The organism is Rathayibacter sp. VKM Ac-2929, from assembly GCF_022815495.1.
Taxonomy (GTDB): domain Bacteria; phylum Actinomycetota; class Actinomycetes; order Actinomycetales; family Microbacteriaceae; genus Rathayibacter; species Rathayibacter festucae.
The window spans coordinates 223,664-237,535 of the sequence record NZ_JALGRV010000005.1 but is presented as its reverse complement, the minus strand read 5'-3'; the positions used below and the strand labels follow the sequence as shown (position 1 = coordinate 237,535).

The following is a 13,872-nucleotide window of genomic DNA, read 5'->3' as shown; positions in this document are numbered from 1 at the left end:
CGGAGAACTGCCGCTGTGGACGACGCCGTCAAGGGGCGATGGACGCGAGCCCGGCGGAGGAGCACCATGGGCGCACCCGACACTCCCGCTCGCGATCGGAGACCCCGATGGATCCGCTGCCCATCCCCCGCGCCGCGATGATCGCCGCGCAGGCCCTGATCGACAGCTCCGCGTCCTACGACGGCGAGGCGACCGGCACCGTCAACCGCGCCGTCCTCGAGCGCGCGCTGAGCCCGATCGAGAACGGCGTGCTGGACGAGGACGGCGTCGTCGTGCCCACCTCCTCGGACGTCGCCGGCGCCGCGGTCATCTGCCTCACCTGGCTGACCGGCCGCCTCGTCGAGGCGAGCGGCCGCTCGAGCGAGGAGATCCTCTTCTCCCTGCGCGAGTTCGTCACGGAGGCGCTGCGCAGCGACGAGCCTTGACCGCCGCGCGCCAGACTGGGAACCATGGCCCGACGCGACAGGCACCGCACCCGAGACCTCTCCGAGCGCAGCGGCACCGCGCCCGGCCCGCTGCGCTCCGACACCCCCGCCGCGGTCGATCCCTCGGTCGACGTCGTGATCGTCGGCGCCGGTCACAACGGCCTGGTCGCGGCGGCCTACCTCGCCCAAGCCGGACTCGACGTCCTCGTCCTCGAGCGCGGTGCGCGCGCGGGCGGCGCGACCGTCTCGGAGTACCCGTTCCGCGGCGTCGAGGCGCGGCTCAGCCGCTACTCCTACCTCGTCAGCCTCCTGCCGCCGTCGATCCTCGCCGATCTGCGGGTCGACGTGCCGCTCGTGCGCCGCCACTACTCCTCCTACACACCCGACCCCGCCGATCCGACGCGCGGGCTGCTCGTCGACACCGGCGACGCCCTGGCGACCGCGGACTCCTTCGCGCGGATGGGCACGCCGGAGGACGCCGAGACCTTCGCCGACTTCTCCCGGCACACCTCGCGGCTGGCGCGCGCCCTCTGGCCGACCCTCACCCAGCCGCTGCTGCGCCGGGAGGAGGCGCGGCGGCTCGTCGGCGAGGACGCGATCTGGCGGGCGATGATCGAGCGGCCGATCGGCGAGGTGATCGAGCACAACATCGCCGGCGACGCGGCGCGCGGCGTCCTGCTCACCGACGCGCTGATCGGCACCTTCGCCGGGGCCGGCGACGCCGACCTCGCGCAGAACCGCTGCCTGCTCTACCACGTGATCGGCGGCGGCACCGGCGACTGGGACGTCCCGGTCGGCGGCATGGGCGCCGTCTCGGGCGCGCTGGAGCGGGCGGCCCGGAACGCCGGCGCCCGGATCCTGACCGGCGCCGAGGTGACGAGCGTCGACCCGGCCGGCGACGTCGTCTACCGCCGCGGACCGCGCAGTCGGCGGGTGCGGGCGCGGTTCGTGCTCTCGAACGTCGCCCCGTTCGTCCTCGACCGGCTGCTGAGCGGCGGCGGCGAGGCCCTGCGCCCCGAGACCGTGCGCCCGGAGGCCGTCCGCCCCGAGGGCGCCCAGGTGAAGGTGAACCTGGTGCTGCGCCGCCTGCCGCGCCTGCGCGACGAGAGCGTCGCCCCGGAGGCGGCCTTCGGTGGCACCTTCCACGTCAACGAGGGCTACCGCCAGCTCGACGAGGCCCACCGCGCCGCGGAGCAGGGCCGCGTGCCCTCGCCGATCCCCTGCGAGATCTACTGCCACTCGCTGACCGATCCGACGATCCTCTCCCCGGAACTCGCCGCGAGCGGCGCGCACACGCTCACCGTCTTCGCCCTGCACGTCCCCGACCGGCTGCTGACCGGCGACGACGCTCCGACGCGCGAGCAGCTCGAGACCGCGATCCTCGACTCGATCGACTCCGTGCTCGCCGAGCCGATCCGCGCGCTGCTGCTCCTGGACGCCGACGGGAACCCCTGCATCGAGACGCGCACGACCCGCGACCTGGAGGAGAGCCTCGGCCTGCCCGGCGGCCACATCTTCCACGGACCGCTGTCCTGGCCGTTCGCGGAGGACGACGAGCCGCTGGACACCCCCGCCCAGCGCTGGGGCGTGGCCACCGAGCACCCGCGGGTGCTGCTCTGCGGCGCGGGCGCGCGCCGCGGCGGCGGGGTCTCCGGGATCGGCGGCCAGAACGCGGCGATGGCGGTGCTGGAGGCGCTCGGCGCCTGAGAGCGGAACCGCCTCAGAGCACCCGGCGGGTCAGTGCCACCGGTGGTCCTGGATCGTCATCCGCGGGCCGTGCCGCGGCTTGCGCGCGCCGCTCGTCCCGATCAGGCGGATGATCCGCTGCCGGTGCCCGCGCCACGGCTCGAGCAGCTCGAGCATCCCGTCGTCGTCGACCCCGAGGCGCCCGGTCAGCGCGAAGCCGACCGCCGCGGCCAGGTGGTAGTCGCCCACGCTCACCGCGTCCGGGTCGCCGTGGGCCCGCATCATCACCTCGGACGCCGTCCACGGCCCGATGCCGGGCACCGACTGCAGGCGCTGCGCCACGACCTCGCCGCCGCGGCCGAGCGCCAGCGTGCGCTCGAGCCCCTTCGCCACCAGCGCCGCCGTGAGCACGGTGCGCGAGCGCCGCGGGTCGACACCCGCCCGGTGCCAGTCCCAGGACGGGACCCGGCGCCACTGCTCGGCCGACGGCGCCACGTGCAGCGGCACCGGCCCGGGAGCCGGCTCGCCGTGCAGCCGCACCAGCGCGCGGTAGGCGCGCCACGCCTCCGTGCTGGTGACCTTCTGCTCCAGGATCGAGGGCGCCAGCATCTCGAAGACGAGGTTCGCCCGGGTCAGCCGCAGCCCCGCCGAGCGGCGCAGCACCTCGGCCAGCGGACCGTGCGCGGAGAGATCGAGCGCGCTCCAGTCGTCGCCGTGGCCGAGCAGCTCGGGCACGTGATCGATCAGCCACTCCGCGCCCTCGCCCCAGGCCCGCGCGTGCACGGCGCCGTCGGCCGCCTGCCGCAGGTGCAGCGTGCCGGGGCCGAGCGGCGTGCGGAAGGCGCGCCAGAAGCCGGTCGCGTCGATGAGCATCGTCGGGTCGCCCGAGCCGCGCAGCAGCGTGCGGAGGGTGAGCGCGAGGCTCACCGGCACGGCGGGCGCGTAGACCGTGGCCAGGAACGGCACGGGAGCGGGGACGGCGGACGACACGCAGCGATGCTAACCGCGGCCGCCGACACTGGCCGAGGGACCCCGGAACGGGCGGCTGATCAGGTGCCCCGCAGAACTGCCATCCACGACGTGTTCGGAGCGGCGGGCGCCCCGGATTGGTTCAGACCGGATGAACACATGCGCAATCTGGATCGCCCGATTCCGCTAGGCAGCGCCCCGATTCCGGGCGTAGTTTCGCGCTGTCGCGGCACAGTCCGTCAGCCCGGCCAACCGCCTATCACTGGAGATGCGCACATGTTCGACACCACATTCATCCGCAACGCGATCGTCAGGAGCTCGGAGACGGCTCTCGACCGTCGCCGCTTCTTCGAGGCCACCGGCGTCGCCGGACTCGGCATCGGCGCGGCGGCCCTGGCCTCCGCCCCCGCCGCCTCGGCCGAAGAGGTCGCCGCTGAGGGCCCCGGCGACGCCGCCGTCCTCAACTTCGCGCTCAACCTCGAGTACCTCGAGGCCGAGTTCTACCTCCGCGCCGTCACCGGCTCCGGCCTCGCGAGCAGCGACACCGGCGGCACCGGCAAGCTCGGCGGCGTCAAGGGCGGCCGCGCCGTCCCGTTCAAGACCCCGTGGCTGAAGTCCTTCGCCCGCGAGGTCGCCAACGACGAGAAGGCGCACGTCAAGTTCCTCCGCGGCCAGCTCGGCGCTGCCGCCGTCGCCCGCCCCTCCATCAACCTCGAGGCCAGCTTCAACGCGGCGGCAGCCGCGGCCGGCCTCATCCCCGCGGGCGGCACGTTCGACCCGTTCCTCAACGAGCAGAACTTCCTGCTCGGCGCCTTCGTCTTCGAGGACGTCGGAGTCACCGCCTACAAGGGCGCTGCCCCCCTCATCCAGTCGAAGCTCTACCTGGAGGCGGCCGCCGGCATCCTCGCGGTGGAGGCGTACCACGCCGGTGCCATCCGCTCGGCGATCTACAGCGCCGGTCTCGACGTGCAGGCGGGCAAGCTGTCCGACGCGCGCGACAGCCTCGACGGCCCCACCGACGACGACCAGGGCGTCAAGGTCGACGGGCAGGCCAACATCCAGCCCACCGACGCCAACGGCATCGCCTTCAGCCGCAACCCCGGCCAGGTCCTCAACGTCGTCTACCTGAACAGCAAGGCCGCGACCTCCGGTGGATTCTTCCCCGCCGGTGTCAACGGCGTCGTCAACACCAGCCAGGCCAACTAGTCACTGACACTCTCTAGTCCCTGAACGACGAAGGGCCCTTCCTCGAGGCGGCGAGGAGGGGCCCGTCGTCGTATCCGGCCGGAGCGGGCGACCCGACCCCGTGCCCGCGTCCTCTACTCTGAGCGGGTGAAGATCGGGATCCTGACCTCCGGGGGCGACTGCCCCGGGCTGAACGCCGTCATCCGCGGTGCCGTGTACAAGGGCATCAAGGTGTACGACCAAGAATTCGTGGGCTTCCGCAACGGGTGGCGCGGAGTGGTCGACGGCGACCTCCTCCCCCTCGGGCGGCCCGAGATCCAGGGCATCGCCAAGCAGGGCGGCACGATCCTCGGCACGAGCCGGACGAACCCCTTCGAGGGCGACAACGGCGGCCCCGAGAAGATCGCCGAGATGATGGACCGCAACGGCATCGACTCGATCATCGCGATCGGCGGCGAGGGCACCCTGGCCGCGGCGAAGCGCCTCACCGACGCGGGCCTCAAGATCGTCGGCGTCCCGAAGACCATCGACAACGACCTCGGCGCCACCGACTACACCTTCGGCTTCGACACCGCCGTCGGCATCGCCACCGACGCGATGGACCGCCTGCGCACCACCGGCGACTCGCACGGCCGCTGCATGGTCGCCGAGGTCATGGGCCGCCACGTCGGCTGGATCGCCCTGCACTCGGGCATGGCCGCCGGCGCGCACGTCATCCTCATCCCCGAGAAGAAGACCTCGATCGAGCAGATCGTGGAGTGGGTGCAGAGCGCCCAGGACCGCGGTCGCGCCCCGCTCGTCGTCGTCGCCGAGGGCTTCTCGCTCGACTCGATGGACGACGCGCACTCCGAGCGCGGCCTCGACGCCTTCGGCCGTCCGCGCCTGGGTGGCATCGGCGAGATGCTCGCCCCGATGATCGAGGACCGCACCGGCATCGAGACCCGCGCCACCACACTCGGCCACATCCAGCGCGGCGGCACCCCCAGCGCCTTCGACCGCGTGCTCGCCACCCGCCTCGGCATGGCCGCGGCCGACTCCGTCGTCGCCGAGCACTGGGGCCGCATGGTCGCCCTGCGCGGCACCGACATCTACCACGTCGACTTCGCCGAGGCCCTCGGCACCCTGAAGACGGTGCCCGACTCCCGCTACGAGGAGGCGCGCACCCTCTTCGGGTAGCGCGGATCTCGAGACGCCTGCTGCGCGGGCTGCTCGATCAGCAAGCTCCCTGCTGGTCGAGCAGCCGCGCAGCGGCGTGTCGAGACTCGGGCTGGTCAGCCCTTCGCGCCGTCCGGCGTCGCCGTCGCGACCAGCACCGCACGCGCGAGCGTGTGGAAGTGCACGTTGAAGCCGAGGATCGCCGGCGTCGACTCCGGGTCGAGCTCGAGCTCCTCGACGTCGAGCGCGTGCACGACGAAGAAGTAGCGGTGCTCGCGGTCCGGCGGCGCCGCTCCGATGAACTGGCGCAGCCGCATCTCGTTCGGCAGGGTCTGCGCGCCCGCGGGCAGCAGCTCGAAGCCGGCCGCGCCTGCGCCGGTCGGCAGCTCGGTCGTGTCGGCCGGCAGGTTGTAGACCGCCCAGTGCCAGAAGCCCGAGCCGGTGGGCGCGTCCGGATCGAACACGGTCACCGCGAAGCTCTTGGTCTCGGCGGGTGCTCCCGACCAGCGCAGCTGCGGCGAGACGTCCTCGCCGCCCGAGCCCTCGCCGTAGTGGCGCGGGGCGAGCGCTGCGCCGTCGCTGATGTCGTCGCTCTCGAGGGTGAAGGTCGGCACCTCGCCGAGGCGGGCGTAGGGGTCGTAGTTCCAGTCGGACATCCGGTTCTCCGTTCGGGCGCGGCAGTCGCGCGCCTCCGACCAGCCTAGGAACCCCCGGCCGCAGGTCGAGGGCTTGCGCCGCTCACGCCACGCCGCTCAGGAACCGAGGTAGCGCCCGGGCCGGTGGTTGAAGGCGAGCACCAGGTTGAGCACCACGACGCCCGCGGCCGAGATCAGCACGTTCAGCGGCGGCACCACCAGCAGCGCCGCGACGACCACGCAGGCGTCGAGCGCCATCATCACGTAGCCCGCCCGCCAGCCCAGCCGCTCCTGCGCGAGGAGGGCCAGGATGCTGAAGCCGCCCAGGCTCGAGCCGTGCCGGAACAGGATGAGCAGGCCGATCCCCGCGAGCACGTCGCCGGTGAGCACCCCGTAGACCGGATCGATCCGGATCGTGCCGAAGGCGAGCGGGTGCAGCCCGGCGAGCACCGAGACCAGCACGATCGAGGACATCGTCCGGAGGGTGAAGCGCCAGCCCTTCTTCCAGAGCGAGAGCGCCAGGAACGGCAGGTTGACGACGATCAGGATCACACCGAACGGGATCGGCGCGACGTAGCCCAGCAGAAGCGCGAGCCCCGCGGTCCCACCGGTCACCGCCTCGCTCGCGCGGAGCAGGAACAGGCCGAGCGAGACGACGAACGCACCGGTCACGAGGCCGAAGACGTCCTCGAAGCGGCTGTGCGGCACGGGGAGAGGGGCGTCGGTCACCGGGAGATGCTGTCACACCCGCGTTGCCGGAGCGTTTCGGCCGACCCGGCCCGCCCTCGTAGGATGACCCGGTGCTGCCGAAGATCCTGCTGTTCTACCGCTTCGTGCCGCTCGCCGACCCCGAGTCCGTCCGGCTCTGGCAGCGCGAGCTCGCCGAGCACCTCGGCCTGCGCGGCCGGGTCCTGCTCTCGAAGGACGGTGTCAACGGCACCCTCGGCGGCGAGATGGGTGCGCTCAAGCGCTGGGTCCGCCGCACCCGCGAGCACTCCGCCTTCCGCGGTCTCGAGGTGAAGTGGAGCGACGGCTCGGGCCTGGACGAGGAGGGTCGCAGCGTCGACTTCCCCGGGCTCTCGGTGAAGGTGCGCGAGGAGATCGTGTCGTTCGGAGCGCCCGAGGAGCTGCGGGTGGACGAGTCCGGCGTCGTCGGCACCGGCACTCGGCTCGCGCCCGACGAGGTCGACGCCCTGGTCGCCGAGCGCGACGACGTGGTCTTCTTCGACGGGCGCAACGCCTTCGAGGCCGAGATCGGCCGCTTCGACGGCGCCGTCGTGCCGGGAGTCGCGAGCACCCGGGAGTTCGTCGAGCAGCTCGACTCCGGCGCCTACGACCACCTCAAGGGCCGGCCGGTCGTCACCTACTGCACCGGCGGGATCCGCTGCGAGGTGCTCTCGAGCCTGATGCTCGCCCGCGGCTTCGGCGAGGTGTACCAGCTCGACGGCGGCATCGTCCGCTACCAGGAGGCCCGCCGCGACACGGGGCTCTGGCGCGGTGCGCTCTACGTCTTCGACGGGCGCGGCTCGCTGACCTTCTCCCCGGACGCCGAGGTGCTCGGCCAGTGCGCCGTCTGCGCCGAGCCGACCAGCCGGATGCGCAACTGCGCCGATCCCGCCTGCCGCGAGCAGCTCGTGGTCTGCGGCGGCTGCGGCACCGCGGCCTGCGCGGCGCACCGCGGGGACGTCGCGGAGCGGGCTACGGTGCTCGGATGAGCATCGAAGCGCGCGGCCGCACCCTCGTCGACCTCCACACCGCCCCCGAGCTGCTGAGCGTGGTGAACGTCTGGGACGTGGTCTCGGCGACCACGATCACCGCCCTCCCCGAGACCCGGGCGCTCGCGACGGCGAGCCACTCGATCGCCGCGACCTTCGGCTACCCGGACGGCGAGCGGATCCCGCTCGACCTGCACCTCAGCATGATCGAGCGGATCGTCGCCGCGGTCGACGTGCCCGTCTCGGCCGATCTCGAGGCCGGCTACGGCGACGCGGGCGAGACGATCCGCCGCGCGATCGAGGTCGGCGTCGTCGGCGCGAACCTCGAGGACCAGGCGAAGCCGCTCGCCGAGGCGCTGCGCTCCGTCGAGAAGGCGGTCGCCGCCGCCGAGGAGGAGGCCGTACCCTTCGCCCTCAACGCCCGCACCGACGTCTTCCTCCGCGCCGGCGACCGCGACCGCGGCGAGGTGCTCGCCGACGCGATCGAGCGCGGACGCGCCTACCTCGACGCGGGGGCGACCTGCTTCTTCGTCCCCGGCCTGCTCCAGGACGCGGAGCTCGAGGCCCTCGTGGCCGCGCTCGGCCGCCGGCGGGTCAGCGTGATCGGCGTCCCCGGCTCGCAATCGCCCGCGCGATTCGAGGAGCTCGGCCTCGCCCGCGTCTCCTACGGACCGTGGACGCAGCGCGTCGCGCTGACCGCCCTGCAGGACGCGGCGACCGCCCTCTACGCCGGGGGCGCGCTGCCCGAGGGCACCCGGCCGCTGAACTGACCCCGCCGCCCGGGCGCGTTCCGCGCGCTCGGGCGTAGCGTGGGCTCATGTTCCGAGCCGTCGTCGTCGAGCAGCACTCCTCCTCCGACACCGAGACCCCGAATCGCGCACGACTGACCGAGCGGGACGATCCCGACCGCTCGCACGGGGACGTGACCCTCGCCGTCGAGTACTCGAGCGTGAACTACAAGGACGCCCTCGCTCTCGCTGGCCGGCCGGGTGTGGTGCGCCGCACCCCGCTGATCGCGGGCATCGACGTCGTCGGCACGGTCGAGTACGCGGACGGCGCCGCAGCTGAGCGCTTCGACTCCGGCGACCGCGTGGTGCTCAACGGCGCCGGCCTCGGCGAGCGCTTCGACGGCGGCTTCACCGAGCGGGCCCGCGTCGACTCCGCGTCGCTGCTGCGCATCCCCGGCGCGATCTCCTCCGCCCGCGCCGGCGCGATCGGCACCGCCGGCTTCACCGCGATGCTCGCCGTCCTCGCCCTCGAGCGGCACGGCGTCCGCCCCGGCGACGGACCGGTGCTGGTCACCGGCGCCTCGGGCGGCGTGGGCTCCCTCGCCGTCGCGCTGCTCGCGAAGCTCGGCCACGAGGTGGTCGCCTCGACCGGGCGCGCGGACGAGCACGGCGAGCTGCTCCAGCGCCTGGGCGCGACGGAGGTCCTCGACCGGGCCGAGCTGTCCGAGAAGGGCAAGCCGCTGCAGTCCGAGCGCTGGGCAGGCGCGATCGACTCCGCCGGCTCGCACACCCTCGCCAACGCGCTCGCGCAGACCCGCTGGGGTGGGACCGTCGCCGCCTGCGGTCTCGCGCAGGGCGGCGACCTGCCCGCGACGGTGATGCCGTTCATCCTGCGCGGAGTGACGCTCGCGGGCATCAACTCGGTGGAGGCACCGAGGAAGCTCCGCGAGGAGGCCTGGCGCCGGCTGGCCCACGACCTCGACCTGGAGCTGCTCGACGGCCTGACCACGGCGGTGCCGCTCGCGGGCGCGATCGACGCCGCGGCCGACCTGCTGGAAGGGCGCGCGCACGGGCGCACGCTGGTCGACGTCCGGGGCTGACGCTCCGGAGCTCGGGTCGCGCGGCGGTCCGAGCTACTCGGCGGCCTCGGTCGCGCCACTGGGCTCGGCGGAGGCGTGACCCACGGAGGAGTCGGGGCGCGGCTTCGCGGCGGGCTTCTTCGCGGTCGGCTTCTTCGCTGCGGGCTTCTCGGGCGCAGGCGCCTCGGTGGCGGTCTTCTCAGCGACCGGCTTCTCGCGCGCCGACTTCTCGGGCGCCGGCTTCTTCGCGGGCGCCTTCTTCGCCGCGGGCTTCTTCGCGACGGTCTCCTTCTCGGCCGGCGTCTCCTCCGCAGGCGTCTCCTCCGCGAGCGTCTCCTCCGCGGGCGTCTGCTCGTCCCTGCGCTCCGCCTCCGCCTGCGCTGCAGCCAGGCGCTCGGCGGCCTGCTCGGCGACGGCCGGCACGACGACGAGGTCGTCCGTCTCGATGACGGGGATCGCCGAGGTCGCGGTCCCCAGCTGCAGCGCCGCGATCAGCTCCGGGGCGTGCTTCGTGCTGACGATCAGGCGCGAGTACTCCTCGTCGACGAGGTCGATCACCACCGCAGCGGCCGTCCGCTTGATCAGCAGGAAGTCCTTGCCGCCGTGGAACTTCCAGGTGCCGGCCGCGAGGGTCAGGGGCACCGCGGTCCCCGGCGCCCGGATCCCGCGCACCCAGATCCACGGATCCTCGGTGACGGTCGCCGAGCGGATGCTCGAGCGCTCGACGACGACGTCGCCGCGGTGCAGGGCGAGCACCCGTTCGGCGCGGGTCAGGCGGAGTTCGAGGCGGTCGGGGAGCACGGTCACGACGGGCATGCCCCTAGTCTGCCCCGCCCATCGCACTCGGCGCCCGGGGGTCGCGGTGGCAGCATGGAGGGATGGCCACGGATCCGGACGAGCGGCGACTCCTCGACGTGCGCCTCGCCGAGCGGCAGGCCGAGGCTCGGCGCGAGGCGGCCGCACTCGATGAGTCCCTCCGCGAGCTCCTCCTCGACCGCGCCGACGGCACCGCCGACGACGAGCACGATCCGGAGGGCACCCCGCTCTCGGCGGAGTGGTCGCGGATGGCCGGGGTGCGCGACGCTCTCGCGCGCACCGAGCGCGATCTCGCCGCCGCCCGCGCGCGCCTCGCCGCCGGCGACTACGGCGACTGCGCCCGCTGCGGCCGCCCGATCGGCGCCGCCCGCCTCGAGGCCCGCCCCACCGCCGACCTCTGCATCGACTGCGCCCGCGCCGCCGAGTCCCGCCGCCGCTGACGGCGGTTCCGCCCCCGCTGACGGCGGTTCCGCCCCCGCACCTGAAGGCCCCCACAGGCCAAGGCGTGCAGAAACCCGGGTGCTCCTGCGAGAGTTCACATGCGGTCGTACCCCCGATGGGTGGTCCCGCTCCCCCTCCCCCTTTCTCCCGCCTCTCGAAAGGCCTCCCTCCGCATGACCGAGACGTCGTCCGACCGCGTGACCGGCGCCCCGCCGGCCCCCGACCGCCGCGCCTGGCGCTCCCTCGTGGTCCTCCTGGCGGGCATGTTCATCGCCCTGCTCGACACCACCATCGTGAACGTCGCCCTGCCGACGATCCGCACCACCCTCGACGCCTCCGAGTCGACGCTCTCCTGGATCATCTCGGGCTACGCGCTCGCCTTCGGCCTCGCGCTGATCCCGGCCGGCCGCCTCGGCGACCGCTTCGGGCACAAGTGGGTCTTCGTCAGCGGCGTCGCGCTGTTCACCGTCGCGAGCTTCGCCTGCGGCCTGGCCGCCGACGACGTCCAGCTCGTCATCGCGCGCGTCGTGCAGGGCCTCGCGGGCGGGATCTTCGTCCCGGCGGTCAACGCCTACATCCAGATCCTCTTCCGCGGCCCCGCCCGCGGCAAGGCGTTCGCGGTGATGGGCGCCGTCCTCGGCGTCTCGTCGGCGCTCGGCCCGATCATCGGCGGTCTGATCATCCAGGCCTTCGGCGACGAGAACGGCTGGCGCCTGGTCTTCTGGGTCAACCTGCCGATCGGCGTCGCGACGCTCATCGCCGCCGCGATGCTGCTGCCGACCCGCCGCGAGCTCCAGGACGGCGACCGCGCCCCGAGCGGCGGCGTCGACTGGCTCGGGCTGATCCTCGTCTCGGGCGGGCTCGTCGCGCTGCTCGTGCCGCTGATCCAGGGCGAGGACGAGGGCTGGCCGCTCTGGACCTTCCTCTCGATCGCCGGCGGCGTGATCCTCCTCGCCGCGTTCGGCGCCTGGGAGGTCGCGTACACCCGCCGCGGCCGCGCGCCGCTCGTCCCGCCGACCCTGTTCCGCCACCCCGCCTTCACCGGCGGCGTGATCCTGGCGCTGGTCTACTTCGCGGCCTTCACGAGCATCTTCTTCACCATCTCGCTGCTCTGGCAGTCCGGCCTCGGCCACACGGCGCTGGAGTCGGGCCTCGTCTCGATCCCCTTCGCGATCGGCAGCATCGTCAGCTCCTCGCAGAGCAACCGCCTCACCGCGAAGCTCGGCCGCAACGTCCTGGTGCTCGGCAGCGGACTGCTCGCCGTCGGCCTGATCTGGGTGTGGCTGGTGCTGCTGACCGCGACGCCCGACTCGATCACCAACTGGCAGCTGCTCGCGCCGCTGTTCATCGCGGGCATCGGCAACGGCTTCTTCATCGCGCCGAACGTGCAGTTCATCGTCTCGACGGTCGACCCGCAGGACGCGGGCGCGGCCAGTGGCGTGATCTCGGCGATCCAGCGGATCGGCTCGGCGGTCGGCATCGCCGCGATCGGCAGCATCCTCTTCGGCGGCCTGGTCATCACCGGCCCGGACACCGTCGCCTCGGGCTTCCTCGACGCCGCGGCCCCGGCGATGCTGGTCAGCGCGCTGATGGCGATCGCCGCCTTCGCGCTCGTCTTCGTGCTGCCGAAGTCGGTGTCGCGCCGGGGCTGATCCCCGGCGCGACCGCCTACTCCTGCGGGCGCGCTGCCGCCGCGGCCTTCGCGGCGGCCGGCAGCGCGTCGACGATCCGGCCGATCGCCGCGTCGTCGTGCGCGGCCGAGACGAACCACGCCTCGAACACCGACGGCGGCAGCGAGACGCCCGCGTCGAGCATCGCGTGGAAGAAGGCCGGGTAGCGGTACGACTCCTGCGCCTGGACCTGGGCGTAGTCGCGCACCGGTCCACCGATGTCGGTGAACATGAAGCTGAAGAGGCTGCCCGCGCTCTGCACCGTGTGCACGACGCCCTCGGCCGAGAGCGCGGCCGAGACCTCGCGCTGCAGCGTCACGGCGGTGCGGTCGAGCGAGGCGTATACGGCGTCGTCGGCGAGCTGCAGGGTGCGGATGCCGGCGGCCACGGCGACCGGGTTCCCGGAGAGCGTGCCCGCCTGGTACACCGGCCCGAGCGGGGCCAGGTGGTCCATCACGTCCGCGCGGCCGCCGAGCGCCGCGACCGGCATGCCGCCGCCGATGACCTTGCCGAAGGTGTAGAGGTCGGCGACGTAGGGCGCCTCGGCGCCATCGGCACCGGCGCCCGCGTTCTCCAGTCCCCACCAGCCGCCGGCGCTCACGCGGAAGCCGGTCAGCACCTCGTCCATGATCAGCAGCGAGCCGTTGGCGTGCACGAGCTCGGCGAGTGCCGCGTTGAAGCCCGGCGCGGGCGGGACGACACCCATGTTCGCCGCGGCCGCCTCGGTGATCACCGCGGCGATCTCGGAGCCGCGCTCGGCGAGGACCGCGCGCACCGCGTCGAGGTCGTTGTAGGGCAGCACGATCGTCTGCGCCGCGGTGGCCGCGGTGACGCCGGCGGAGGCGGGCAGGGCGAGCGTCGCGAGGCCGGAGCCGGCGTCGGCGAGCAGGCCGTCGGAGTGGCCGTGGTAGTGGCCGGAGAACTTGATCAGCAGGTCGCGGCCGGTGACCCCGCGGGCCAGGCGGATCGCGGTCATCGTCGCCTCGGTGCCCGTCGAGACCAGGCGCAGCTTCTCGATCGGCGAGACCCCGCCGGCCGTGATCCGCGCCTCCACCAGCTCGGCGAGCTCGGTCTCGGCCGGGGTCGACGCGCCGAAGGAGAGCCCGCGGGCCGCCGCCTCCTGCACGGCGGCGACGACCTCGGGGTGCGCGTGGCCGAGGACGGCCGGACCCCAGGAGCAGACCAGGTCGACGTACTCGCGGCCGTCGGCGTCGGTGATGAACGGGCCGGTCGCCGACACCATGAACCTCGGGGTCCCGCCGACCGAGCGGAAGGCGCGGACCGGCGAGTTCACGCCGCCGGGGATCGCGTGCCGGGCACGCTCGTACAGGGTGTCGTTCGCGGTGGGAGTCACCCGACCACGATACG

The 13,872-nt window shown here is 73.6% G+C and carries 14 protein-coding genes; 9 read left to right on the top strand and 5 right to left on the bottom strand.

The window, feature by feature from the left end; translation table 11 throughout:
* Window positions 1-107: 107 nt before the first annotated feature.
* Both MT355_RS16925 and MT355_RS16920 read left to right on the top strand, forming a co-directional pair.
* Window positions 108-425 (top strand): hypothetical protein, encoded by a 318-nt coding sequence (locus MT355_RS16925; RefSeq protein WP_123701821.1) that lies wholly within the window; start codon window positions 108-110, stop codon window positions 423-425.
* Between the two features lie 24 nt (window positions 426-449).
* On the top strand, window positions 450-2,132 hold the full coding sequence (locus tag MT355_RS16920; protein ID WP_243600452.1) for an NAD(P)/FAD-dependent oxidoreductase: 1,683 nt from the start codon (window positions 450-452) through the stop codon (window positions 2,130-2,132).
* A gap of 30 nt (window positions 2,133-2,162) precedes the next feature.
* Here MT355_RS16920 and MT355_RS16915 read toward each other — a convergent pair whose 3' ends face one another.
* Window positions 2,163-3,101 carry a DNA-3-methyladenine glycosylase gene (locus tag MT355_RS16915; RefSeq protein WP_132434812.1) on the bottom strand — a complete coding sequence of 313 codons (939 nt, stop codon included), beginning with the start codon at window positions 3,099-3,101 and terminating at the stop codon, window positions 2,163-2,165.
* Window positions 3,102-3,356: 255 nt separating this feature from the next.
* Between MT355_RS16915 and MT355_RS16910 the strand changes: the two genes are divergently transcribed.
* Both MT355_RS16910 and MT355_RS16905 read left to right on the top strand, forming a co-directional pair.
* Window positions 3,357-4,286 (top strand): ferritin-like domain-containing protein, encoded by a 930-nt coding sequence (locus tag MT355_RS16910; protein WP_123701817.1) that lies wholly within the window; start codon window positions 3,357-3,359, stop codon window positions 4,284-4,286.
* A 126-nt stretch (window positions 4,287-4,412) separates the two neighbouring features.
* Window positions 4,413-5,441 (top strand): 6-phosphofructokinase, encoded by a 1,029-nt coding sequence (locus tag MT355_RS16905; RefSeq protein WP_123701816.1) that lies wholly within the window; start codon window positions 4,413-4,415, stop codon window positions 5,439-5,441.
* A 95-nt stretch (window positions 5,442-5,536) separates the two neighbouring features.
* On the opposite strand, the gene MT355_RS16900 is transcribed toward MT355_RS16905, so the two are convergent.
* Both MT355_RS16900 and MT355_RS16895 read right to left on the bottom strand, forming a co-directional pair.
* Window positions 5,537-6,076, bottom strand: coding sequence for a YbhB/YbcL family Raf kinase inhibitor-like protein (locus MT355_RS16900; protein WP_159423505.1), 540 nt, complete (start codon window positions 6,074-6,076; stop codon window positions 5,537-5,539).
* A gap of 96 nt (window positions 6,077-6,172) precedes the next feature.
* Complete coding sequence (locus tag MT355_RS16895; protein ID WP_243600451.1) at window positions 6,173-6,784, bottom strand: YitT family protein; 612 nt, start codon at window positions 6,782-6,784, stop codon at window positions 6,173-6,175.
* A 74-nt stretch (window positions 6,785-6,858) separates the two neighbouring features.
* On the opposite strand from MT355_RS16895, the gene MT355_RS16890 reads away from it, so the two are divergent.
* From MT355_RS16890 to MT355_RS16880, 3 genes are read left to right on the top strand one after another with little or no spacing between them, the layout of a single operon-like run.
* Entirely contained in the window at window positions 6,859-7,770 is a 912-nt protein-coding gene (locus tag MT355_RS16890) for a rhodanese-related sulfurtransferase (RefSeq protein ID WP_243600603.1), read from the top strand.
* Entirely contained in the window at window positions 7,767-8,540 is a 774-nt protein-coding gene (locus MT355_RS16885) for an isocitrate lyase/phosphoenolpyruvate mutase family protein (protein ID WP_243600450.1), read from the top strand. Before MT355_RS16890 ends, MT355_RS16885 begins: the two co-directional genes overlap by 4 nt.
* A 47-nt stretch (window positions 8,541-8,587) precedes the next feature.
* Window positions 8,588-9,598, top strand: coding sequence for an MDR family oxidoreductase (locus MT355_RS16880; RefSeq protein WP_123444879.1), 1,011 nt, complete (start codon window positions 8,588-8,590; stop codon window positions 9,596-9,598).
* Window positions 9,599-9,631: 33 nt separating this feature from the next.
* Here the strand turns inward: MT355_RS16880 and MT355_RS16875 are convergent, their stop codons facing one another.
* Complete coding sequence (locus MT355_RS16875; RefSeq protein ID WP_243600449.1) at window positions 9,632-10,393, bottom strand: hypothetical protein; 762 nt, start codon at window positions 10,391-10,393, stop codon at window positions 9,632-9,634.
* Between the two features lie 62 nt (window positions 10,394-10,455).
* Here MT355_RS16875 and MT355_RS16870 point away from each other — a divergent pair, with 62 nt between their 5' ends.
* Together MT355_RS16870 and MT355_RS16865 are read left to right on the top strand one after the other, a co-directional pair.
* Window positions 10,456-10,833 carry a TraR/DksA C4-type zinc finger protein gene (locus MT355_RS16870; RefSeq protein ID WP_243600448.1) on the top strand — a complete coding sequence of 126 codons (378 nt, stop codon included), beginning with the start codon at window positions 10,456-10,458 and terminating at the stop codon, window positions 10,831-10,833.
* Between the two features lie 174 nt (window positions 10,834-11,007).
* Window positions 11,008-12,486 (top strand): MFS transporter, encoded by a 1,479-nt coding sequence (locus MT355_RS16865; RefSeq protein WP_243580999.1) that lies wholly within the window; start codon window positions 11,008-11,010, stop codon window positions 12,484-12,486.
* 16 nt (window positions 12,487-12,502) lie between these two features.
* Here MT355_RS16865 and hemL read toward each other — a convergent pair whose 3' ends face one another.
* On the bottom strand, window positions 12,503-13,858 hold the full coding sequence (gene hemL, locus MT355_RS16860) for a glutamate-1-semialdehyde 2,1-aminomutase (RefSeq protein WP_243600447.1): 1,356 nt from the start codon (window positions 13,856-13,858) through the stop codon (window positions 12,503-12,505).
* Window positions 13,859-13,872: the final 14 nt, after the last annotated feature.

Excerpts from the sequence above, each read along its gene's own strand:
- MT355_RS16925 (WP_123701821.1), top strand. The coding sequence starts at position 108 with ATGGATCCGCTGCCCATCCCCCGCGCCGCGATGATCGCCGCGCAGGCC.
- MT355_RS16920 (WP_243600452.1), top strand. The coding sequence starts at position 450 with ATGGCCCGACGCGACAGGCACCGCACCCGAGACCTCTCCGAGCGCAGC.
- MT355_RS16910 (WP_123701817.1), top strand. The coding sequence starts at position 3,357 with ATGTTCGACACCACATTCATCCGCAACGCGATCGTCAGGAGCTCGGAG.
- MT355_RS16900 (WP_159423505.1), bottom strand. The coding sequence starts at position 6,076 with ATGTCCGACTGGAACTACGACCCCTACGCCCGCCTCGGCGAGGTGCCG.
- MT355_RS16885 (WP_243600450.1), top strand. The coding sequence starts at position 7,767 with ATGAGCATCGAAGCGCGCGGCCGCACCCTCGTCGACCTCCACACCGCC.
- MT355_RS16880 (WP_123444879.1), top strand. The coding sequence starts at position 8,588 with ATGTTCCGAGCCGTCGTCGTCGAGCAGCACTCCTCCTCCGACACCGAG.
- MT355_RS16875 (WP_243600449.1), bottom strand. The coding sequence starts at position 10,393 with ATGCCCGTCGTGACCGTGCTCCCCGACCGCCTCGAACTCCGCCTGACC.
- MT355_RS16870 (WP_243600448.1), top strand. The coding sequence starts at position 10,456 with ATGGCCACGGATCCGGACGAGCGGCGACTCCTCGACGTGCGCCTCGCC.
- MT355_RS16865 (WP_243580999.1), top strand. The coding sequence starts at position 11,008 with ATGACCGAGACGTCGTCCGACCGCGTGACCGGCGCCCCGCCGGCCCCC.